Origin of the sequence: Actinoplanes teichomyceticus ATCC 31121 (genome assembly GCF_003711105.1) — a bacterium.
Taxonomy (GTDB): Bacteria; Actinomycetota; Actinomycetes; order Mycobacteriales; family Micromonosporaceae; genus Actinoplanes; species Actinoplanes teichomyceticus.
Window position 1 is genome coordinate 7,226,533 of sequence record NZ_CP023865.1, and the last position, 22,584, is coordinate 7,249,116.

The 22,584-nt window shown below is 73.3% G+C and carries 18 protein-coding genes; 6 read left to right on the forward strand and 12 right to left on the reverse strand.

The annotated features are described in order from the left end of the window. Window positions 1-10 precede the first annotated feature (10 nt). The 3 genes from ilvN to ACTEI_RS31700 all read right to left on the reverse strand — a co-directional run bounded on the left by ilvN (window position 11) and on the right by ACTEI_RS31700 (window position 4,938). A complete protein-coding gene (gene ilvN, locus ACTEI_RS31690; RefSeq protein ID WP_122980997.1) occupies window positions 11-529 on the reverse strand; it encodes an acetolactate synthase small subunit in 519 nt (172 codons plus the stop codon). Window positions 530-620: 91 nt separating this feature from the next. After that, window positions 621-2,450, reverse strand: coding sequence for an acetolactate synthase large subunit (locus tag ACTEI_RS31695; RefSeq protein WP_122980998.1), 1,830 nt, complete (start codon window positions 2,448-2,450; stop codon window positions 621-623). Window positions 2,451-2,592: 142 nt separating this feature from the next. Beyond that, window positions 2,593-4,938, reverse strand: coding sequence for a putative bifunctional diguanylate cyclase/phosphodiesterase (locus ACTEI_RS31700; RefSeq protein WP_164466316.1), 2,346 nt, complete (start codon window positions 4,936-4,938; stop codon window positions 2,593-2,595). 120 nt (window positions 4,939-5,058) lie between these two features. Between ACTEI_RS31700 and ilvD the strand changes: the two genes are divergently transcribed. Both ilvD and ACTEI_RS31710 read left to right on the forward strand, forming a co-directional pair. Next, on the forward strand, window positions 5,059-6,906 hold the full coding sequence (ilvD, locus tag ACTEI_RS31705; RefSeq protein WP_122981000.1) for a dihydroxy-acid dehydratase: 1,848 nt from the start codon (window positions 5,059-5,061) through the stop codon (window positions 6,904-6,906). Between the two features lie 296 nt (window positions 6,907-7,202). Next, window positions 7,203-8,219, forward strand: a complete 1,017-nt coding sequence (locus tag ACTEI_RS31710) for a LacI family DNA-binding transcriptional regulator (RefSeq protein WP_122981001.1) — start codon at window positions 7,203-7,205, stop codon at window positions 8,217-8,219. Window positions 8,220-8,253: 34 nt separating this feature from the next. On the opposite strand, the gene ACTEI_RS38780 is transcribed toward ACTEI_RS31710, so the two are convergent. Continuing rightward, entirely contained in the window at window positions 8,254-10,893 is a 2,640-nt protein-coding gene (locus ACTEI_RS38780; RefSeq protein ID WP_262384553.1) for an EAL domain-containing protein, read from the reverse strand. A gap of 205 nt (window positions 10,894-11,098) precedes the next feature. Here ACTEI_RS38780 and ACTEI_RS31720 point away from each other — a divergent pair, with 205 nt between their 5' ends. The 4 genes from ACTEI_RS31720 to ACTEI_RS31735 all read left to right on the forward strand — a co-directional run bounded on the left by ACTEI_RS31720 (window position 11,099) and on the right by ACTEI_RS31735 (window position 14,722). Beyond that, on the forward strand, window positions 11,099-11,536 hold the full coding sequence (locus ACTEI_RS31720) for a PH domain-containing protein (RefSeq protein ID WP_239082115.1): 438 nt from the start codon (window positions 11,099-11,101) through the stop codon (window positions 11,534-11,536). A 70-nt stretch (window positions 11,537-11,606) separates the two neighbouring features. Next, window positions 11,607-12,770, forward strand: coding sequence for a PQQ-dependent sugar dehydrogenase (locus ACTEI_RS31725; RefSeq protein ID WP_239082116.1), 1,164 nt, complete (start codon window positions 11,607-11,609; stop codon window positions 12,768-12,770). 49 nt (window positions 12,771-12,819) lie between these two features. Continuing rightward, window positions 12,820-14,448, forward strand: a complete 1,629-nt coding sequence (locus tag ACTEI_RS31730) for a metallophosphoesterase family protein (protein ID WP_187645850.1) — start codon at window positions 12,820-12,822, stop codon at window positions 14,446-14,448. Between the two features lie 85 nt (window positions 14,449-14,533). After that, window positions 14,534-14,722, forward strand: a complete 189-nt coding sequence (locus tag ACTEI_RS31735; protein ID WP_122981004.1) for a hypothetical protein — start codon at window positions 14,534-14,536, stop codon at window positions 14,720-14,722. Window positions 14,723-14,774: 52 nt separating this feature from the next. Here the strand turns inward: ACTEI_RS31735 and ACTEI_RS31740 are convergent, their stop codons facing one another. The 8 genes from ACTEI_RS31740 to ACTEI_RS31775 all read right to left on the reverse strand — a co-directional run bounded on the left by ACTEI_RS31740 (window position 14,775) and on the right by ACTEI_RS31775 (window position 22,453). Next, window positions 14,775-15,377: a hypothetical protein gene (locus ACTEI_RS31740; protein ID WP_122981005.1), complete on the reverse strand. Its 603-nt coding sequence runs from the start codon at window positions 15,375-15,377 to the stop codon at window positions 14,775-14,777. A gap of 28 nt (window positions 15,378-15,405) precedes the next feature. Next, a complete protein-coding gene (locus ACTEI_RS31745; RefSeq protein WP_122981006.1) occupies window positions 15,406-16,284 on the reverse strand; it encodes a WXG100 family type VII secretion target in 879 nt (292 codons plus the stop codon). Further along, window positions 16,281-16,607, reverse strand: coding sequence for a type VII secretion target (locus ACTEI_RS31750; RefSeq protein WP_122981007.1), 327 nt, complete (start codon window positions 16,605-16,607; stop codon window positions 16,281-16,283). The genes ACTEI_RS31745 and ACTEI_RS31750 overlap by 4 nt, the downstream gene beginning before the upstream one ends. Next, window positions 16,604-17,002, reverse strand: coding sequence for a YbaB/EbfC family nucleoid-associated protein (locus tag ACTEI_RS31755; RefSeq protein WP_164466201.1), 399 nt, complete (start codon window positions 17,000-17,002; stop codon window positions 16,604-16,606). Before ACTEI_RS31755 ends, ACTEI_RS31750 begins: the two co-directional genes overlap by 4 nt. Before the next feature lie 124 nt (window positions 17,003-17,126). Next, on the reverse strand, window positions 17,127-18,605 hold the full coding sequence (gatB, locus tag ACTEI_RS31760) for an Asp-tRNA(Asn)/Glu-tRNA(Gln) amidotransferase subunit GatB (protein WP_122981009.1): 1,479 nt from the start codon (window positions 18,603-18,605) through the stop codon (window positions 17,127-17,129). A 13-nt stretch (window positions 18,606-18,618) separates the two neighbouring features. Next, on the reverse strand, window positions 18,619-20,082 hold the full coding sequence (gatA, locus tag ACTEI_RS31765; RefSeq protein ID WP_122982531.1) for an Asp-tRNA(Asn)/Glu-tRNA(Gln) amidotransferase subunit GatA: 1,464 nt from the start codon (window positions 20,080-20,082) through the stop codon (window positions 18,619-18,621). Window positions 20,083-20,084: 2 nt separating this feature from the next. Then, complete coding sequence (gatC, locus tag ACTEI_RS31770; protein WP_122981010.1) at window positions 20,085-20,384, reverse strand: Asp-tRNA(Asn)/Glu-tRNA(Gln) amidotransferase subunit GatC; 300 nt, start codon at window positions 20,382-20,384, stop codon at window positions 20,085-20,087. Between the two features lie 44 nt (window positions 20,385-20,428). Next, the gene (locus tag ACTEI_RS31775; protein WP_122981011.1) at window positions 20,429-22,453 is read right to left on the reverse strand and encodes a putative bifunctional diguanylate cyclase/phosphodiesterase; all 2,025 of its coding nucleotides are present in this window, start codon (window positions 22,451-22,453) and stop codon (window positions 20,429-20,431) included. Window positions 22,454-22,584: the final 131 nt, after the last annotated feature.

Sequence of the window (22,584 nt, forward strand, 5' to 3'; positions counted from 1 at the left end):
CGCTGATTGCTCAGGCAGCGCGTAGGGCCGGACCGGTGGTGATGGAGCGGGACCCGCGACCGATGGCCACGAGGCCGGACTGGACCATCTCCTTGATGCCGTACGGCTCGAGGTCCCGCAGCAACGCATCCAGTTTGTCGGGATTGCCGGTGGCCTCGATCGTCAGGGTGTCCGGAGCGACGTCGATCACTCGCGCCCGGAACAGCTCGACGGTCTCCAGCACCTGGCCACGCTGCGCCCGATCGGCGCGCACCTTGACCAGCAGGAGTTCACGCTGGACCGACTGGGCCGGATCCAGCTCCACGATCTTCAGGACGTTGACCAGCTTGTTGAGCTGCTTGGTGACCTGCTCGAGCGGGGACGACTCGGCGTCCACCACGATCGTGATGCGGCTGACGTCCGGGTTCTCCGTCTCGCCGACCGCCAGGGAGTCGATGTTGAAGCTACGCCGGGAGAACAGGCCGCTGACCCGGGCCAGCACACCGGGCTTGTTCTCGACCAGCACCGACAGCGTGTGTTTGGTGGTCAACTGAGCTCTCCTTCGTCATGTCCTTCTGGGCCTCGCGTGCGAGACCGTCCGTCCGCGGCGGGTGGACGCCGCTCGGTGCGGGCGGCCATGACTAGAGGTCGTCCTCGTCGAACGTGGGGCGCACGTCCCGGGCGAACATGATCTCGTCGTTGCTGGTGCCGGCCGCGACCATCGGCCACACCATGGCGTCCTTGCCGACCGTGAAGTCGATGACCACCGGAGCGTCGTTGATCTCCATGGCCTGCTTGATCACCTTGTCCACGTCCGCCTTCGACTCGCAGCGCAGGCCGATGCAGCCGAGCGCCTCGGCCAGCTTCACGAAGTCCGGGATCCGGTGCTTGTGCGTGCCCAGCTCGGTGTTGGAGTAGCGGCCGTCGTAGAACAGCGTCTGCCACTGCCGGACCATGCCCAGGTTGCCGTTGTTGATCACGGCGACCTTGATCGGGATGCCCTCCAGCGCGCAGGTGGCCAGCTCCTGGTTGGTCATCTGGAAACAGCCGTCGCCGTCGATCGCCCAGACCGCGGTGTCCGGCCGGCCCACCTTGGCGCCCATCGCGGCCGGGACCGCGTAGCCCATCGTGCCGGCGCCGCCCGAGTTGAGCCAGGTGCCCGGCTTCTCGTACTTGATGAACTGCGACGCCCACATCTGGTGCTGCCCGACGCCGGCGCAGTAGACCGCCTCCGGGCCGACCAGCTCGCCGATCCGCTCGATCACGTACTGCGGGGCCAGGGTGCCGTCGGTCGGCTCCTCGTAGCCCAGCGGGTACCGCTCCCGCAGGTCGTTGAGCGTGGTCCACCACGCGGAGTACTGCTCGACGCCGCCGGCGGTGGCCGACACCGCGGCGATCAGCTCGTCGATCACGTGCCGCGCGTCACCGACGATCGGGACGTCGGCGTGCCGGTTCTTGCCGATCTCCGCCGGGTCGATGTCGGCGTGCACGACCTTGGCGTCCGGCGCGAACGAGTCCAGCCTGCCGGTCACCCGGTCGTCGAAGCGGGCACCCAGGGTGACCAGCAGGTCCGCCTTCTGCAGGGCGTACACCGCCGGGACGGTGCCGTGCATGCCGGGCATCCCGAGGTGCTGCGGGTGCGAGTCGGGGAACGCGCCGATCGCCATCAGCGTGGTGACCACCGGCATCCCGGTCAGCTCGGCGAGCTTGCGCAGCCCGTCGGTGGCGCCGGCCTTCAGGACGCCGCCGCCGACGTACAGCACCGGACGCTTGGCCGCCGCGATCAGCCGGGCCGCCTCGCGGATCTGCTTGCCGTGCGGGTGCAGGGTCGGCCGGTACCCGGGCAGGTCCAGCGTCGGCGGCCACTGGAACGTGGTCTGCGCCTGCAGCACGTCCTTCGGGATGTCGACCAGCACCGGGCCGGGCCGGCCGGTGATCGCCAGGTGGAACGCCTCGGCGACGATCCGGGGCAGCTCCTCGGCGGTCTGGACGAGGAAGTTGTGCTTCGTGATCGGCAGGGTGATGCCCTGGATGTCGGCCTCCTGGAAGGCGTCCGTGCCGATCGCCGGACGGGCCACCTGGCCGGTGATCGCGACGATCGGCACCGAGTCCATGTACGCGTCCGCGATCGGCGTGACCAGGTTGGTCGCACCCGGGCCACTGGTCGCGATGCAGACCCCGACCTTGCCGGTGGCCTGCGCGTACCCGGTGGCGGCGTGCCCCGCGCCCTGCTCGTGCCGGACCAGGATGTGCCGGACCTTGGAGTCGAACAGCGGGTCGTACGCCGGCAGGATGGCCCCGCCGGGAATGCCGAAAGCGACCTCCACGCCCAGCGCCTCGAGCGACCGGACGAGCGCGCCGGCGCCCGTCGTCGCTACCGGAGCCGTCGCGGCCGGAGAGGTGTTCGCGGCCGCCGCGACGGTGGCCGGAGTGACTCGATGGGCGAGGGTTTCAGGCGTGGGTCTCGTCATGGCTATTCAGACCTTTTCGGGTTGGACGTCCGGTACTTGAGCAACAAAAAAGGCCCTCGTGCAGAAGCACGGGACCTAGCGCACCCTCCCTGGATCCGGAGAGTGCGCTCAGATAAGTACTCGGGACGCGAAGCACATGCGGCTAACCTTGCCCCATCTCACGGCCTGAGTCAACTGATCCCACATTTTGATCACCGATCGAGGACGCGAACTCCGGATCGGTCGGCAGCAACGCTCTGAGCTGCCGCATTCCCGGACCGAGGCGGACCACCTGACCGCGGGCCGTCGCGTCCTTCGGCGGTCCCGAGCGCGGCGCCGGCAGCGGCCGCGGACCGCTCGGACGCAGGCTCTGCAGACGCGACTCGAAGTGCTCGGCCGGGACGCCCCAGCCGAACAGCGAGCCCTGGCCCAGGCGGCAGCCGGCCTCCTCGACCACCTCCCGCTGCGCCGGGGTGCCGATCCCCTCGGCCAGCACCTCCAACCCGAGCCGGTGACCCAGCCGGACCACCACGTCGACCAGCGGCGCGGCGGTCCCGGTGCGGGACTCCGGCTCGGCCACCAGCGCGTGATCGATCTTCAGGATGTCCACCGGGAGGGTGCGCAGCTGGGTGAGCGAGGAGTACCCGGCGCCGAAGTCGTCCAGCGCGATCCGCACCCCGGTCTCGCGCAGCTCGGCCAGCCGGCGCACCAGCTCCTCCATGTCGGTGGCGACCGCGTGCTCGGTCACCTCCAGCACCAGCCGCTGCGGCGGGACGCCCAGCTCGGACAGGATGTCCGCGACCTGCGCGGCGTAGTCGGCGTTGTGCAGCTCCTTGGGCGACAGGTTCACCGACATCCAGATGTCGTGGCCGGCCGCCAGCCAGTCGGCGAGCTGCCGGCAGGCCTGCTCGAGCACCCACGCGCCGATCCGGTTGATCAGGCCGGACTCCTCGGCCACCGGGATGAACTCGTCGGGACGGACCGGGCCCAGCTCCGGGTGGGTCCAGCGGAGCAGCGCCTCGGCGCCCACCGGCCGCATCGACGGCAGCGCCACCACCGGCTGGAACACCAGGCGCAGCTGGCCGCGGTCGATCGCGTGGCGCAGCTCGCCGGTCAGCGTGCCCCGGCGGCGCAGCAGCTCGTCGTAACCGGCCTGGTACTGCTCGACCCGATTCTTGCCGCGCTGCTTGGCGTAGCGCAGCGCCAGGTCGGCGTCGTGCAGCAGCTCGCCGGTACAGGCCACGCCGACGCTGGCGGAGAGGAAGATCTGGCCGCCGTCCACCTCGTACGGCTCGCCGAGCACGGCGAGCAGCCGGTGCGCGGCCAGCACCGCCTCGTCGGCGTCGCCGTGCATCAGCACCGCGAACTCGTCGCCACCCAGCCGGGCCGCCACGTCACCGGCCAGCAGGTTGCGCCGCAGCCGGGCGCCCACCTCGGCCAGCACCGCGTCGCCCACGTCGTGCCCGCGCAGGTCGTTGACCGTCTTGAAGCCGTCCATGTCGATGCCGATCAGGGCGGCCGGCTGTGCCGCGCCCACCTGACGCAGGGCCAGCTGCAGGCCGCGGCGGTTGGCCAGCCCGGTCAGCGGGTCGGTGTGGGCCAGCTCGCGGAAGTGCTTCTCGCGCTGGCGCAGCTGCACGGTGTAGCGCCGGACGTCGTCCAGCGCCAGGAACTGCCGGGCGACCAGGGCCAGGCCCTCGACGCTGATGCCGAAGTACCCGTACGCGTCCAGCGCGCCGCCCCGGGCCAGGTGGTAGCCGAGCGCGCCGAGCACGGCCAGCATCGGGACCACCGCGTACGCCCCGCCGCGCTCCAGCACGTCGCCGGTGGCCCGGACCGGCCGGTCGGCGGCCCGGACCGCCCAGGCGACGAGGATCAGGCCGGCGCTGAGCAGCAGCACCGAGACCAGCACCAGGCTCTCGCGCCCGCGGCAGATGCCGCCGGACAGCCCGGTCGCGGCGGTCGCGGCCAGGCTCACCCCGGCGCCGACCCGCACGGTGTGCCGCCGGGGTCGGTGCGCGTGCAGCGCCAGCACCCCGGTCAGGCCCAGCGCCAGCACGGCCAGCACGGCCGGGAGGATCACCGCGGTGCAGCGGTACGGCGTGGCGTCGCCGAGGATCCGGGTCGGCCGGGTCAGCAGCACCCAGCCGGCGAACCAGATCGCCGCCGCGATCACCAGACCGTCCAGCACGTGCCGGAGCGCGGCGGCCGGGCCACGCGCCGCGCCGGGCAGCGCCACCGTCCCGGCCAGCAGGGTCAGCGTGCCGATCGCCATGCCGGCCGCCATCGCGGTGGCCAGCGTCCGGCTCCCCGGCGCCAGGTCGTGGCCGTGCCCGGTGAGCAACGCGGTCGCCAGGCCGGCCAGCGCGGCCGCGGTGACCAGCGCCCCGCCGGCGGCGAGCAGCAGATGGGCCCGGCGGGCCGCTCCGGTGTGCCGGCGGCCGGACCGGCCCAGCAGAGCGACCGCCGGTACGGCGGCGAGCAGGCCGGCCAGGCCCGCCAGCTCCATACCGGACGGTGAATGCACGGACACACTCTGCCGGATCTTCATCGATTGCAAAACCCCGGGGTGTCCCGCGCTGTGGACGTCCCGGGCCGTCCCGGCGCTGGCCGGTGGCACTATGGGGGAATGCCTGAGCTGCGCTCCCGGACCTCGACCCACGGTCGCACGATGGCCGGCGCGCGCGCCCTGTGGCGCGCCACCGGCATGACCGACGACGACTTCGGCAAACCGATCGTCGCCATCGCCAACAGCTACACCCAGTTCGTACCGGGGCACGTGCACCTCAAGGACCTCGGCGGCCTGGTCGCCGAGTCGGTGGCCGCGGCCGGCGGCGTCGGCCGGGAGTTCAACACCATCGCGGTCGACGACGGCATCGCGATGGGGCACGGCGGCATGCTCTACTCGCTGCCCAGCCGCGAGCTGATCGCCGACGCGGTGGAGTACATGGTCAACGCGCACTGCGCGGACGCCCTGGTCTGCATCTCGAACTGCGACAAGATCACCCCGGGGATGCTGATCGCCGCGCTGCGGCTGAACATCCCGACGGTCTTCGTCTCGGGCGGCCCGATGGAGGCCGGCAAGACGGTCGCCATCGAGGGCGTCGTGCACGAGAAGCTCGACCTGGTCGACGCGATGAGCGCGGCGGCCAACGACAACGTCACCGAGCAGCAGCTCGACACGATCGAGCGCTCCGCGTGCCCGACCTGCGGCTCCTGCTCCGGCATGTTCACCGCCAACTCGATGAACTGCCTGACCGAGGCGATCGGCCTGTCGCTGCCGGGCAACGGCTCGACGCTGGCCACGCACGCCTCCCGCAAGGCGCTGTTCACCGAGGCCGGCCGGTTGATCGTGGAGATCGCCAAGCAGTACTACGAGAACGACGACGCGTCGGTGCTGCCGCGCTCGATCGCCAACCGGGACGCCTTCGAGAACGCGGTCGCCCTGGACGTGGCGATGGGCGGCTCGACCAACACGGTGCTGCACCTGCTGGCCGCCGCCCGCGAGGCGGAGCTGGACTTCAGCGTGGCCGACATCGACGCCGTCTCGCGCCGGGTGCCCTGCCTGTCGAAGGTCGCTCCGAACAGCCCGAAATACCACATGGAGGACGTGCACCGGGCCGGCGGCATCCCCGCCCTGCTCGGCGAGCTGCACCGGGCCGGCCTGCTGCGCGACCGGGTGCGCGCGGTGCACTCGCCCGACCTGACGTCCTGGCTGGCCAGGTGGGACATCCGCGGCGGGTCCCCGGCGCCGGAGGCGCTGGAGCTGTTCCACGCCGCTCCCGGCGGGGTCCGTACCACCGAGCCGTTCAGCACCACCAACCGCTGGGCGCGGCTCGACACCGACGCGGCCGAGGGCTGCATCCGGTCGGTCGAGCACGCGTACACCGTCGACGGCGGCCTGGCCATCCTCTTCGGCAACCTGGCCCCGGACGGCTGCGTGGTGAAGACCGCCGGCGTCGACGAGTCGATCTGGAAGTTCACCGGCCCGGCCCGGGTCTACGAGTCCCAGGACGACGCGGTCGCCGGCATCCTCGGCAAGGAGGTCGTCGAGGGCGACGTCGTGATCATCCGCTACGAGGGCCCGCGCGGCGGCCCGGGTATGCAGGAGATGCTCTACCCGACGTCGTTCCTGAAGGGCCGCGGCCTGGGCAAGGCGTGCGCGCTGATCACCGACGGCCGCTTCTCCGGCGGCACCAGCGGCCTCTCCATCGGCCACGTCTCCCCCGAGGCGGCGGCCGGCGGCCTGATCGCCCTGGTGGAGACCGGCGACGAGATCACCATCGACATCCCGGGCCGCAGCATCACCCTCAACGTCCACGACGACGTGCTGGCCCAGCGCCGGCACGAGCAGGAGCGGCGACCCAAGCCGTACACCCCGGCCGCCCGGCAGCGCCCGGTCTCGGCCGCGCTGCGCGCCTACGCCTCGATGGCCACCAGCGCCAGCGACGGCGCGTACCGCCGCGTCCCCGAGTAGGCCGCGCTCCAGCGACGCTTCACCGGCCGGCGCCGGGCCCACGGCGGGCCCGGCGCCGGCCTCGCTGCGGGCCCGGATCCGGTACGCCGCCGTCCCGCTCCACGCCGGGCCCGGCCGGTGCGCCGTGACGGTCGAGCCGTCCGGGAAAGCCGTGAACGACCTCGGGATTGATCTCCCGTTAACTTAACCGGTCAAGTACACTATGGACCGAACTGACCGGTTCCGTTCCACCGGACCGTCGCCGGATAAGCTCAGCGGCGAGCCACGCCGCCGGAGGCGCGGACAGAGGAGACTGAGTGAAACGGCCGACGATCGCCGACATCGCCCGCCGCGCGGGCGTGTCCAAGGGCGCGGTGTCCTACGCGCTGAACGGCCAGCCCGGGGTCTCCGACGCCACCCGCAAACGGATCCTCGCCATCGCGCAGGAGATCGGCTTCAACCCCAACAGCGCCGCCCGGGCACTCTCCGGGGCACGGGCCCGCGCGGTCGGCCTGACCCTCTGCCGGCCCGCCCGGATCCTCGGCATCGAGCCCTGGTTCATGGGCCTGATCAGCGGCTTCGAGGCCGAGCTCGGCGCCCACTCGTACGCGTTGACCCTGCAGGTGGTGGCCTCCCCCGAGCAGGAGGTCGAGGTCTACCGCCGCTGGTGGGGCGAGCGCCGGATCGACGGGGTGATCGTCACCGACCTCCGGGAGAACGACCTGCGCATCCCGGTGCTGCAGCAGTTGCAGCTGCCCGCGGTGGTGATCGGCGGCTCCGGCGAGGCCGGGACGGTCGCGCAGATCTGGTCCGACGACGGCGGGGCGATCACCGAGGCGGTGCGCTACCTGGTGGCCCTCGGCCACTCCCGGATCGCCCGGGTCAGCGGTGTGCCCGACCTGCTGCACACGCAGGTGCGGACGAAGGCGTTCGACGCGGTGTGCGCGTCGCTCGGGCTGCACGACGCGATCACCGTGCCCGCCGACTACACCGGCGAGGAGGGCAGCCGGGCGACCCGGCGGCTGCTGATCGGCGGCGACCGGCCCACCGCGATCATCTACGACAACGACGTGATGGCGGTGGCCGGGCTGGCCGTGGCCCAGGAGATGGGGCTGTCCGTGCCGGGCGACCTGTCGATCGTGGCCTGGGACGACTCGCCGCTGTGCAGCCTGGTGCACCCACCGCTGACCGCGCTGAGCCGGGACGTGTCGGGCTACGGCGCGCAGGCCGCGCGGGAGCTGCTGAACGCGATCGACGGCAAGCGGGTCGGCAACGTCCAGGCACAGACCGCACACCTGACGCCGCGCGGCAGCACCGCCCCGCCGCGCGGCTGATCCGACCGGACGCCGGCCACCGCCCGCCGGCCGGTCACGGACCGCGCTGCGCACGGTGGCTGTCCAGGTACGCCTCGGCCCGCTCGGCCGTCGCGGGACGGGCCAGCGCGAACCCCTGCCCGTACCGGCAGCCGGCGGCGGCCGCCCGCGCGAGCCGCGCGGGCGTCTCCAGCCCCTTGGCGACGATGTCCAGCCCGAGCCGGCGAGCCAGGCTGACCACCACCTCGATCACCGCCGGGCCACCCCCGGCGGGCTCCTCCGGGTCCCCGCCGAGCAGCGCCGGGCTCAGCTTCACCATGTCCACCGGCAGCCGCCGCAGATGCGACAGCGAGGTCTGCCCGGAGCCGAAGTCGTCCAGCGCGGCCCGGACGCCGAGCCGGCGCAGCCCGGTCAGCGCCGCCACGATCGCCGGCACGTCCTCGGCGATCCAGGTCTCGGCCACCTCGACCACCAGCCGTTCCGGGGCCAGGCCGTAGCGCCGCAGCGTGCCGGTGACCCGCTCGGGGAACCGGGCGGTGAGCAGCTCCCGGGGCCCGACGTTGACCGACAGCCAGAACGCGCCGTCGCCGCACGACCAGGTGCTCAGGTGCCGGCAGGCGGTGTCCAGCACCCACTCGTCGAGCTCGGCGGTGATGCCCAGCGCCGCGGCGATCGGCAGCGCCTCCCCGGGCAGGATCGTGCCCAGCCGCGGATGCCGCCAGCGCAGCAGCGCCTCGACCCCGGCCGGCCGCCCGTCGCGCAGCCCGGCCACCGGCTGGAACACCACGTCCAGCTCGCCGCGGCCGGCCGCGCCGAGCAGCTGCCGCTCCAGCTCCATCCGGCGGTGCAGGTGGATCTCGACGTCCGGGTCGTACCACTCGACCCGGTCCCGGCCGAGCTGGCAGGCGCGCTGGCGGGCCAGGTCGGCGTGCCGCAGCACCGCGCCCGAATCGGCCGCGCCGGCCAGCTCGGCCAGGCCCACGCTGGTGTGCAGGACGACCTCGGCGCCGGGCAGCCGGTACGCCGCGCCGAGCGCCTGCACGATCCGGGTGGCCAGCGCGTACGCCGGCACCGCCGACTCCCGGGTGAGCACCGCGAACTCGTCCCCGCCCAGCCGCGCCGGCACGTCCTCGCCGCCGACCAGCGCCCGCAGCCGCCGGGCCACCTCGATCAGCACCGCGTCACCGACCTCCCGGCCGCGGGAGTCGTTCACCTCGGCCAGCCCGTGCAGGTCGACCACCAGCAGGGTGCCGTGCTGCCCGGCCCGGCGGCGCAGGGCCAGCAGGTCCCGCATCAGCGCGCGCCGGTTCGCCAGGCCGGTGAGCTGGTCCAGGTACGCCAGCCGGTGCAGGGTGCGCTCCAGGTGCCGCCGCTCGCCGACGTCACGCACGTGCACCACCAGCGCCGCCACCTCGGGCACCGCACGCTGGTCACAGATCGTCGACTCGGTGTCGCGCCAGAGCCGGGCTCCGTCGCGCAGGCGGGTGCCGAGCAGGACCGGCGGGCCGCCCGCGGGCTCTGCGGCGAGCATCGAGCCGAGCACCGCGAGCGCGTCGGCCGCGTCGTCCGGGTGGATCAGCGCGCCGAACGCCCGGCCCACCACCTCCTCGTCGCGCCACCCGAACAGCCGGGCCGCGGCCGGTGACTGCCACCGCACGGTGAGCTGCTCGTCGAGCACCAGGGTCAGGTCGGTGGCACCGGCCACCAACGACCGGAAGTGCGCCTCGGCGACCCGCAGCCGGCCCGCGTAGCGCCGGACGTCGCGGACCACCAGCACCTCCCGCAGGACCAGGACGCTCACCATCACGAGACCGAAGATCACCGCCGCGGTGTCGCACCCGGGACCGGCCACCAGGCGCCACCCCGCGGCGATCACGCCGATCGCGGCCGGCACCGCCAGCAGCGGACAACCGGCGAGGTACTGATCCGGGTCGTGCCGCGCGACCGGCGGGGGCGGCAGATCCCGGCGTGCGCCGCCGGCCACGGTCGCGGCCAGGCCGGCCACCGTACCCAGACCCAGCAACGGTACGGCCGGGCCGGTCACGCCCAGCGCCACCAGCTCGGCCAGCCCCGCCAGCGTGGTCAGCACCAGAGCCGCGCCGGCCCCGCACCAGAGCGCCGGGACCGGGCGGGGCCGCGCCCGCAGCACCAGCACCGTGACGATCGCGACGCCGCCGGCGGCGATCAGCACGGCGGGCAGCGCGGCCGGCCGGGACCGCCCGTCCAGCGGGACCAGGTACGCCGCGAAGCCCAGACCGACGCCGAGGCCGGCGCCGTCGAACCCGCGGCGCAGCCGGACCGCCCAGGTCGGCGCGGTCCCGGGCAGCAGCGCGGCGCCGAGCACATGGCAGCCGGCGGCAACCCCGAGCCCGGCGGTGAGCCACCCGGCCACGCCCGGCGGCGACCACCAGGGCACCAGCGCGGTCAGCGCGGTGGCCAGCGCGCCCATCCCGACCAGCCCGGCGCCCCGGCAGGCCGCGAACACCCCCTCGGCGCGGTGGATGGCCAGCGCCGTCCGCACCAGCACGGCCGCGGCGCACAGACCGGTGACGCCCACGCCCAGCCCCAGCGCGACCGGGCCGGGCAGCCACCCGGCAGCGCCGGCGGACAGCATCGGAACGGCCGCCGCGACGACGGCGAGCAGCGTCACCCGGCCGGTGATCCGGGGCCGGGCCGGCACGGGCGGCACGGCCACGACAGGTCCTCTGCGTTCATGCCGGGGGTCGGCTCCCGACGGGCGGGGCGGGGCAGCAGGTCGTTGCATCCGGACAACGAGCCGTCGATGGATCGGGTTACGGGCCGGTAGGCCCCCGGCCCCGTCCGGATCGTCGGCCATGGACACCGCACCGGCAACTCGGGCCTGTGGAAACGGCGTGGGCGCCGGGTGGGAGGATGGGAACGTGAGGAAACGTCCCCTCGTCCGCGTCCGCAAGTCCGGCGCCGCCCTGGTCGCCGCCGGGATCGCGTTCGTCGGCGCCGTGCCGCTGGCCGGCGCCTCCTGGGCGCTGGCTCCGCTGCTGCTGATCCCGCTCGCCGTGCTGATCTGGGCCTGGCGCGCCGGCACCGACGTCTACGCCGACGAGTTGCGGGTGCGCGCCCTGGTCGGCGGCAGCCGGGTCCCCTGGGACCGGGTCAGCGAGCTGGCCCCGGACCAGCGTGGCCGGGTGTCCGCGCTGCTGGACAACGGCAACGTGATCCGGCTGACCGGCGTCACCCGGGACAACCTGCCGCTGGTGCTGGCTGCTGCCGGCAAGACCCCGGCCGGCGGCGGCTCGCCCGCCGCGTCCGGCGACGACGCGGCCGATGCGGAGGCCGAACCAGCCGCCGTGCAGCCGTGACGGCTTTCCCGGGAACTGTCAGGGGGCGCGGCTACCCTGGTCGGCAGACAAGCTGAGGGGGTGGTTCAGCGTGCGTTCCCGCCGGGGCCGTGCCGCGCTCGCGACGCTCGCCGTCGTGCTGACGCTGACCTCGGGGTGCAGCTTCGGCCCACCCGGGGCGGACGAGGCGGGCACCGCGCCGAACCTGCCCGCCCCCTCGGTCGCCGCCACCGCCAGCGCCGGTTCCGGGGCCGACCGGGAGGTGGCGGTCACCGTGCTGGCCACGGGCCTGGAGGTGCCGTGGGGGATCGCCTTCCTGCCGGACGGGTCGGCCCTGGTCACCGAGCGCGACACGGCCCGCATCCTCAGGGTGGGCCCGGAGTCGGACGCCGACGGCCTGACGGTCGACGAGGTGGCCCGCCTGTCCGAGGTGCGCGCCTCCGGCGACGGCGGACTGCTCGGCATCGCGGTCTCGCCGCGATACGCGTCCGACCGGACGGTGTTCGTCTACTACTCCACCGCCACCGACAACCGGATCGGCAAGCTGGTCCTCGGCAAGCCGGTGCAACCGATCGTCACCGGGATCCCGCGCTCGCCGCAGCAGAACGGCGGCGCGCTGGCCTTCGGGCCGGACGGCTATCTGTACGCGGGCACCGGCGACGGCACGGCCGGCGGCACCCAGGCGCCGAGCCCGAAGAGCCTGGGCGGCAAGATCCTGCGGATGACCACGGCCGGCAAACCGGCCCCGGGCAATCCGGTGAAAGGCTCGCTCGTCTGGTCCTCCGGGCACCGCAACGTGCAGGGCATCGCCTGGGACGCGACCAAGCGGATGTTCGCCACGGAGAACACCCAGCCCCGGTTCTCCGAGCTCAACGTGGTGCAGAAGGGGAAGAACTACGGCTGGCCGCGGGCCGACGGCACGGCGAGCGGCAACCGGTCCGTCGACCCGCTGATCGCCTGGCCGACCGCCCGGTCGTCGTGCGGCGGGGTGGCCGCGATGGAGCACCTGGTGGCCACCGCCTGCCTGCTCGGCAAGCGGCTCTACCTGCTCGACGTCACCGGCAACGGCACCGTGCTGGGCCAGGCCCAGGAGCTGCTCACCGACGAGTACGGCCGGCTGCGCGCGCTGGTCGCCGCGCCGGACGGGTCCCTCTGGGTGAGCACCTCCAACCAGGAGGACGCCGGCGAGCCGGATCCGGAGGACGACCGCCTCATCCGGCTCGTCTTCTCGGACGGCGGCGCCGGCCGGAGTTGAGACGGGCATGACAGTTTCATCCCGTCCCGCGCAGGGCAGGTGAGGCCCGGTGAGTGAGCTGCCCGTCCCGGCCCTGTCCACCTGGCGCCGGCGTCTGCGTTCCGTGACCGACCGGACCGGCCGGGTGTGGCGGCACCGCTGGTTCCGCAACACCCGGGTCGGTGCCGCGGTCGCGCTGGTCAGCGTCGCCGCGAGCATGGCCGGGGTGATGCTGTTCGCGCACGCCGGCATCGACGTCGGGCCGTTCCGGGCGGAGATGTCGATCAGGCCGAGCCTGGTCGGCGGCACCGAGGTGGACATCCCGCCGCTCGGCTCGCTGCACCTGGACAGCCACCGCGGGACGCTGCACCTGAAGGTGGCGCTCGGCTCGCTCGACCAGAGCCGGACCGAGGAGCTCATCGACAACCCGACGGCGATCAGCTCGGCCGGGGACCGCGCGGTCGAGGAGGTCACCACCGGGGTGTCCCGCCTCGCCCTGCGTACGGTCGGGCTGGCGGTGCTGAGCGCGGTCCTCGCCGCCGCGCTGATCTTCCGCAGCGTCCGCCGCGCCGCGGCCGCCGGGCTGACCGCGCTGGTCGCCAGCGCCGGCAGCATCGGGCTGGCCGCCGCCACCCTGCGCCCGGACGCGATCAGCGAGCCGCGCTACGAGGGCCTGCTGGTGAACGCGCCGGCGGTGGTCGGTGACGCGCGACGGATCGCGGACAACTACGGGCGGTACGCGGAGCAGCTGCAACAGATCGTCAGCAACGTGAGCCGGCTGTACACGACCGTGTCGTCGCTGCCGGTCTATGAGCCCGCCGGCAACACGACGCGCCTGCTGCACGTCTCCGACCTGCACCTCAACCCGTCGGCGTGGGGCCTGATCCGCACCGTGGTGGAGACGTTCGACATCGACGCGGTGATCGACACCGGCGACATGGTCGACTGGGGCAGCAGCGCGGAAACCTCGTTCGTCTCCTCGATCCCGTCGATCAAGGTGCCGTACCTCTACGTCCGCGGCAACCACGACTCGGTGGCCGTGCAGTCCGCGGTCGCCCGCCAGCGCAACGCCATCGTCCTCGACAACGACCTCACCACCGTCGACGGCCTGACCATCGCCGGCATCGGCGACCCGCAGTTCACCCCGGACAAGAGCGAGGCCAACACGACCGGCGACAAATCCGGCGACGAGCTGCTGACCAGCACCGGCGAGCGCCTCGCCGGCACCATCCGGGAGGCCGGCAAACGGGTCGACATCGCCCTGGTGCACGACCCGGCGATGGCCCCGCCGCTCTCCGGCGTCGTCCCGCTGGTGCTGTCCGGCCACCGGCACCAGCGCTCGGTCAGCATGCTGCCGGAACCCACGCCACCCAGCCCGGACCCGTCCGCGTCGGCCTCGCCCTCCCCCGCCCCCTCCCCGTCGGCAGCCGTCCAGGCCCCGATGCCGACCCGCCTGATGGTGGAGGGCTCGACGGGCGGCGCCGGCCTGCGCGGCCTGGAGAAGGAGGATCCGACACCGCTGTCGCTCTCGGTCCTCTACTTCGACGAGAACCACGAGCTCAAGGCCTACGACGACATCCAGCTCGGCGGCACCGGCCAGTCCAACGTCGAGATGCAGCGCAACGTCATCGGGCTCGACGAGGAGCCGGCCACCACGCCCAGCCCGTCCGACCGGCCGCTCAACCAGCCGAGCCGCTGACCGTCCCGGCACCGGTCCGGGCCGCCCGGCCCCGGCAGCGGCCGGGAAGGAGTCGCCCGGCGGTGCGGTGGGTATTCGACCGGTCATGAGCGACGTCGATCCTGAACAGCGCACCGCGGCGGCGACCGCGGACGGAGCCGTCTCCGCCGACGACGCGTGGGCGGCCGACGAGGAGCGTCCGGAGGAGGCGCACGGCGGCAGCATGGCCCCCGGCCTGGTCACCGACACCGGGGAACCGGTCGGCGACCCCGATCCCGGACAGCCACCGAGCTGAGCGGCCCTCCGGGTCCGGCGGACCGGCCGGGTTCGCCGGACCCGGCCGGTCGTCAGGACGTCAGCGCGGCGATGAACGAGCCGGCCAGCGCGTGCGGGGTGATCACGGCGAGGCGCGAGCCGTCGGCGAAGGCGAGGTGCAGCCGTCGCTCGGCCAGACCGGCCGCGACCGGCCGGCGCCCCTGCCACTGCGCGAGCAACGGTCGCAGCGGCCCGGCGGCCGGGCGGAACTGGGCGTCGTCGGCCGCCTCCCGGGCCCGCCGGAGCAGCCAGCCGGGAATGCTCAGCAGGGACTCCGGCCGAGGCTCCGGGACTTTGGCGAACATGATCAGCCGCTGGTCGGTCAGGGCCAGGAGCCGGGCACCGCGGTCCGCCGGGAGCCGGGCGTCCAGCTCAGCGGCCTGGCTGCCGGGCGGGCCGTCGATGACGCCCGCCCGGTTGCCCGAAGAGCCGTCCGGACCGGTGTGCGCGTTGTCGATGCCGGCCGCCTCCAGGGCGATGCTCTCCGCGAGCCGCTTCGGGTTCAGCTCCTGGCGGGCGATCTCCCCGCCGGTCGGCGCCACGTGCACCCGCGTCACCCAGATCGCCGCCTGAAACGTCTCGCCGGGATGCAGGTGCTCGGCGACCCGGGCGTGGACATCGTCCTGGGCGGTCACGGCCGTCCCTCCTCGTTCTCCGGGCCGGTCACGGCACGCGGTCCGCGACCGGGTCGACGTAGTCGCTGACCGTCGTACGCCAGCCGGAGTCGCCGTCGATCCCGCTGCGCCGGTCGTCGTACTCGTCGGCGGCGGCGTCCATGACGACGTCGCCCGCGCCCTGCACACCCTGACCGACGATGGCGCCGTCGATGCCGGAGAGCGCCTTGATGCCCTCCTTGATCCAGTGCTTGGGGCCGTACATCTTGTTCAGCGTCCAGGCGGCGAGCTTGCCGACCGTGCCGAGCGATCTGAGCCCGTCCATCCACGCCTTGTACATGGTGAGCCAGCGGTCCAGCCGGTACATGAACGCGGTGATCCGGCTCGCGGCCAGCACCGCCTCGCCCTCGGAGGCGACCAGCGCGGCGGCCTCGGAGGCGCCGGCGGTGATGGCGGCGAGGGCCTGTGCCGCCAGCCACGTGATGATCAACCATTCGACCAGCTCGCGGATGACGTCCCTGATCGCCTCCTCGATGTTGCGCAGGTCCATCGCGCTGTCGCCGAGGTTGTCCGCGGTACGCAGCATCTCGTCGGCGGCCGTCTCCAGCCCCTGGATCAGCTGGTTGATCCGGGCGGCGTAGGAGTCGGCGGCCGTGCCCTTCCACTGGGCGGTCAGCCCCTCCAGCTCCGCGCGCTGTGCCTGGGCCAGCTCCCTCATCGCCTGCGCGGTGGTCTTCCAGGTGGTGGCGTGCTGGTCGAGCTGGTCCGGGTCGCCCATCGCGTATTCGAGCAGTTCGAGCAGCGGCCACACGAACGGCTGGAGGATGAAGTCCATGCCCTCGTTGAAGGCGTTGCTCATGAAGCTGGTCACGTTCTGGACGTTGTCCCGGGCCTCCTGGAACCCGTCGGCGACATCCCGGGCGCTCATCCGAGCTTTCCCCGCGCGCTCGTCATCCAGTCGGCGGTGTGGTTCTCCACGCCGTCGTACTGCTCGGCGCTGTGCTCCAGCCCCTCGGCCAGGTCGTTGCACATCCGGGTCAGCTCGTCCAGCGCGGCGCCCTCGGAGGCCACCCAGTCCAGGTAGGACGCCTCCATGCCGTTCGACTTGCCGATCCTGCCGAACGCGTCGCCGACCGTCGCCGCGCCGCGCACCCGGCAGGCCAACTCCGAGCTCCGCAGCGCCTGCTGCCTCTGGAACTGCGCGGCGGCCCGGAGCCGGTCGGTGTCGACGTGCAGCTGCTCGCCGCTCATCGGCCGCTGCCCTCCAGGTTCTCCGCGGCCTTGCGCAGGCCGGCCTGGTCGAGTCGCTGCTCGACGAGCGCGGCGACGTCGACCTTCGCGCCGGCCGCGTCACCCACCGCGTCCTGCACGGCGGCCGCGTAGCTCACGTTGGCCTGCCGCACCGCCGCCCGCTGCGCCCGCAGGATGGTGGCGGCCAGCTCGTCCGGACCCAGTTGCAGGGCATGCCGGGTCAGCTTCAGATCGACCAGGTTGCCGCCCGGGGCCACCACGACGGTCACGCCGCCCTCCTCCGCCCGGCCCTGGAAGCGCTCCGGGTCCTCCTGCAGGGAGCTCAGCGCGCCGAGCCGTTGCTGGGTGTCCTTCACCAGGCCGCGGAACCACGCCTGTGTCTCGTCACTGACCACGATCGTCTCCTGTGTTGAGGTCGGGGCAAGTATCCGCGTGCAGGTGGGAAGCGGTCCATCCGGCTCCGGGAAAGATCACCGCCCGGTCCCCGTGGACGGGGCCGGGCGGCGAATCGTACGAGGATCAGGCGCCGAGGCGGGACAGGATCAGGTCGCGGACGGTCTTCGCGTCCGCCTGGCCGCGCGTGGTCTTCATGACCGCGCCCACCAGCGCGCCGGCCGCGGCGACCTTCCCGTCGCGGATCTTCGCGGCGATGTCCGGGTTGGCCGCGATGGCCTCGTCGACCGCGGTCTGCAGCGCGCCGGTGTCCGAGACCACCTCGAGACCCCGCGCCGCCATCACCTCGACCGGCTCGCCCTCGCCGGCCACCACGCCCTCCAGGACCTGACGGGCCAGCTTGTCGTTCAGCTTGCCGTCGTCGACCAGCCGCTGCAGGGCCGCGACCTGTGCCGGCGTCGCGCCCACCGCGGACAGCTCGATACCGAGCTCGTTGGCGCGCCGGGCCAGCTCGCCCAGCCACCACTTGCGGGCGCCCGCCGGGGACGCGCCGGCCGCGATGGTCTCCTCGATCAGCTCGATCGCGCCGGCGTTGACCGCCGACTGCATCTCGACCTCGGAGATGCCCCACTCCTCGCGCAGCCGGGCCCGCTTCACGCTCGGCCGCTCGGGCAGCCCCGCCTTGAGCTCGGCCACCCACGCCGGGTCCGGCGCGATCGGGACGAGGTCCGGCTCCGGGAAGTAGCGGTAGTCGGTCGCGGTCTCCTTGGACCGGCCCGGGCTGGTGTCGCCGCGGTCCTCGTGGAAGTGCCGCGTCTCCTGGACGATCTTGCCGCCCTCGTCCAGGATCCCCGCCTGGCGGACGATCTCGGAACGGACCGCGCGCTCGACCGAGCGGAGCGAGTTGACGTTCTTCGTCTCGGTACGGGTGCCCCACTCCTCACCCGGCCGGTTCAGCGAGGTGTTGACGTCGCAGCGCAGCGAGCCCTGCTCCATCCGGACGTCGGAGACGCCCAGCGAGCGGATGATGTCCCGCAGCTCGGCGACGTACGCCTTGGCCACCTCGGGGGCGAGCTCGCCCAGCCCGGGGACCGGCTTGGTGACGATCTCGACCAGCGGGATGCCGGCCCGGTTGTAGTCGACGAGCGACTCGGTGGCGCCGTGGATGCGACCGGTGGCGCCGCCGACGTGCAGCGTCTTGCCGGTGTCCTCCTCGATGTGCACCCGCTCGATGCCGATGCGGTACTCCTTGCCGTCGACGGTCACGTCGACGTGGCCGTCGACGCAGAGCGGCTCGTCGTACTGCGAGGTCTGGAAGTTCTTCGGCATGTCCGGGTAGAAGTAGTTCTTCCGGGCCATCCGGCACCACTGCGCGATGTCGCAGTTCAGCGCGAGGCCGATCCGGATGGTCGCCTCGATCGCGGCGCCGTTCATCACCGGCAGCGCGCCCGGCAGGGCCAGACAGACCGGGCAGACCTGGGTGTTCGGCTCGGCGCCGAAATCGGTCTTGCACCCGCAGAACATCTTCGTCGCGGTGCCCAGCTCGACGTGCGTCTCCAGGCCGATGACCGGCTCGTACCGGGTGAGGATCTCTTCGTAGCTCATCTCGGGGTCTCCCTCACAGCGCCGGCGGGGTCAGCGTGCCGACGGCGGACTCCAGCGCGCCGGCCACCCGGTACATGCGGTCGTCGGCCAGGGTCGGGGCCATGATCTGGAAGCCGACCGGCAGTCCCTCGGAGAGGCCGCACGGGACCGAGATCGCCGGGCCGCCGTACAGGTTCGTCGGGATGGTGAACAGGTCGGCCAGGTACATCTGGTACGGGTCGGAGGTGCGCGACCCGAACGGGAACGCCACGAACGGGGTGGTCGGCGAGACCAGCACGTCCACCTTCTCGAAGGCGGCCTGGAAGTCCCGGGTGATCAGGGTACGGACCTTCTGCGCCTGCCCGTAGTACGCGTCGTAGTACCCGCTGGACAGCGCGTACGTACCGAGGATGATCCGGCGCTTGACCTCGGGACCGAAGCCGGCCTCCCGGGTCAGCGACATGACCTCTTCGAGGGAGTTGCGGCCGTCGTCGCCGGCGCGCAGGCCGTACCGGACGCCGTCGAAGCGGGCCAGGTTCGACGAGCACTCGCTCGGCGCGATCAGGTAGTAGGCCGGCAGGGCGTACTGGAAGTGCGGGCAGGACACCTCGACGATCTCGGCGCCCAGCTTGACCAGCGCCTCCAGCGACTCCTTGAAGGCGGCCGCGACACCGGGCTCGGAGCCGTCCCCGGCGAACTCCTTGACCAGGCCCAGCTTGACCCCGGTCAGGTCGCCCTGCAGGCCGCGACGGGCGGCGGCGACCACGTCCGGCACCGGCTGCGGGATCGAGGTGGAGTCCCGCGGGTCGTGGCCGGCCATCACCGCGTGCAGCAGCGCGGTGTCCTCGACGGTGCGGGCGCACGGGCCGGGGGTGTCCAGCGACGAGGAGAACGCGATCAGGCCGTACCGCGAGGTGCCGCCGTAGGTCGGCTTCGCGCCGACCGTGCCGGTGACCGCGCCCGGCTGGCGGATCGAGCCGCCGGTGTCGGTCCCGATCGCCAGGGGGGCCTCGTAGGCGGCCAGCGCGGCGGACGAGCCACCGCCCGAGCCGCCCGGGATCCGGCCCAGGTCCCACGGGTTGTTGGTGGGGCCGTACGCGCTGTACTCCGTGGAGGAGCCCATCGCGAACTCGTCCATGTTGGTCTTGCCGAGGATCGGCATACCGGCGGCCTTGAGGCGCTCGACGATGGTCGCGTCGTACGGCGGCTTCCAGCCTTCGAGGATCTTGGACGCGGCGGTGGTCGGGATGCCCTTGGTGGCCACCACGTCCTTGACCGCGATCGGCACCCCGGCCAGCGGCCCGGTGATCTCACCGTCGTCGACCCGCTTCGCCGCGGCGAGCGCGCCCTCCCGGTCGACGTGCAGGAACGCGTGGACACGGTCCTCGACGGCGTCGATCCGGTCCAGGTGGGCGGTGGCCACCTCGACGGCGGACACCTCCCGGGTGGTGATCAGCTTGTTCAGCTCGACCGCCGACAGCCGGGTCAGGTCGCTCACGATCATTCCTCCTCGTCCAGGATGCGCGGCACCCGGAACCGGCCCTCGTACGCATCCGGCGCGCCGGACAGCGCGGCCTCCTGCGCCAGGCTCGGCTGGGGAACGTCCTCGCGGTACACGTTGGTCAGCGGCACCGAGTGCGAGGTCGGCGGGATGTCCTCCGCGGCCACCTCACCGACCCGGGCCACCGACTGCAGGATCACGTCGAGCTGCCCCGCGAATCGATCGAGCTCCTCCTCGGTCACGGCGAGCCGCGACAGGCGCGCCAGATGCGCTACCTCTTCGCGGGAGATGGCGGCCATCCTGCCCCCTCAACACTTGGTGGGAATCCTTGTCCGCGCCGAGTCTATTTCGCCGGGATCCACGGCCCGCGCCGAACCCCGGGGCGGACCGGCCGGTACCGGCTCAGCCACTCGGCCAGTTCGGCGGCCGGCATCGGCCGGGCGTGGAACCAGCCCTGCGCGGCATGGCAGCCGGCCGCCGCGAGCAGCCGCCAGGTCACCTCGTCCTCCACCCCCTCGGCGACCGCGCGCAGGCCCAGCGCGTCGGCCAGGCCGATCACCGACCGGACGATCGCCGCGTCCCCGCGGTCGCCCGCCATGCCCAGTACGAACGACCGGTCGATCTTCACCTCGGACAGCGGCAGCCGGCGCAGGTGCTGCAACGACGAGTAACCGGTGCCGAAGTCGTCCAGGGAGATCGCCACGCCCATCCGGTCCAGCCGGGTGACGGTGTCCAGCACCCGGTGCGGGTCGGCCATCAGCGCGCTCTCGGTGATCTCCAGTTGCAGCAGGTCGGACGGCAGCTCGTAGTCACGCAGCAGCCGGCCGACCCGGTCGGCGACGTCCCCGGCGTGCAGGTCCCGGGCGCTCACGTTGACCGCGGCGCGCAGCGGCCGGCCGATCGCGCGCCACCCGGCCAGCTGCGCCACCACCTCGTCCAGCACCCGGCCGGTGAGCAGCCGCATCACCGGGGTGGGCTCGGCCACCCGGAGCAGTTCCTGAGGCCCGACCAGGCCGCGCCGCGGGTGCCGCCAGCGCAGCAGCGCCTCCACGCCGACCACCTCGCCGGTCGCGATGGCGATCTGCGGCTGATAATAGAGCACTATCCCGTCGTCGGGCGGGTCGTGGCGCAGCGCGGCGCGCAGGTCGGCGAGCAGCGCCAGCCGGTCCGGGGAGGCGTGCGTGGCGTCCGGGCCGTGCACCGCGACGTGATCGCCACGCTGCTTCGCCTCGTACATCGCGGTCTCCGCCTCGCGCAACAGGGTGCCGCCGTCGCGGCGGCCGGACTGCAGCGCGATCCCGATCGAGGCGGTCAGCTCGACCGGGGTGCCGTCCATCGGGAACGGGCGGCTCAGCGCCTCGGCCAGGTGCGCGGCGATCCGCCGCGCCGACGCCGGCCCCTCGACCCGGGTGGCCAGCACCGCGAACTCGTCCCCGCCGAGCCGGACCACCAGGTCGTGCCGGGGCACCGCGTCGGCCAGCCGGTCGGCGACCCGGGCCAGCAGCCGGTCCCCGGCCCCGTGCCCGAGCGCGTCGTTGACCGTGCGGAACCGGTCCAGGTCCAGCAGCAGCAGGGCGCGCTGCCGGTCCGGGTTGCGCTCGGACATGCTCGACTGCAGGGCCCGCCGGTTCGGCAGGCCGGTGAGCGCGTCGACCCGGGCGGCCCGCTCCGACTCGCCCGCCCAGCGGACCATCCGGTGCACGGCGTGCAGGGCCACCAGCGACATCGGCAACAGGGCCGGGCTCACCCGGGCGACCACCAGCAGGACCGGGGCGAGCAGCAGCAGCGCGGCGGTGGCGAGCAGATCGGCGCGCTCACGCCGGCGATGCCGGGTACGCCGCTGCGACCTGCACCGCAGGACCACGGCCGCCACCGCGTAGCGGGCGGCGATCCAGGCGGCGGCCGCGGCACAGGTCAGCGCGGCGTCGCCGAGATCCGGGCGCGGGCCGAATCGCCAGGACGCCAGTCCGGCCACGATCGACGCGGCCCCGAGCCCGGCGGTGTGCTGCACCGCCAGGTGGACGGTCCGGGGCACGGTGTGCCGCATCCGTACCCCGGCGACCGTCACGGCGATCGTCTGGACCACCAGGGCCGGGACGAAACCCCAGGCCAGCGCGATGGCGAAGGTGAAGCAGAGGGACGGCAGGATCACCCGGCTGGCCCGCCGGCCGGGCAGCGGGTGTGGCCGGACATCGGCCACGACCGCCAGGGCCGCCATGACCCAGTACGCCGGGGGCAGCGTGGCGAAATCGCTCCGGGTGGCCGCCCAGAGGGGTAGATCGACGCCGGCCGCCAGGCTCGCGGTCACGATCAGCGCGCGGCGCCGCCGGGGGCCGGACGCGGCCGTACGCGGGCGAACGGCATCCATGCGACCTCCACGATGGCTTGATCACCGATCGCCTACACCATAGATCCACATGGTGCGTTCGCCGCAAAAGTTCTTACCCGTTATCAAATCGGCATAGGCCATCAAACACACAATTCACCCACCGGCGTGAC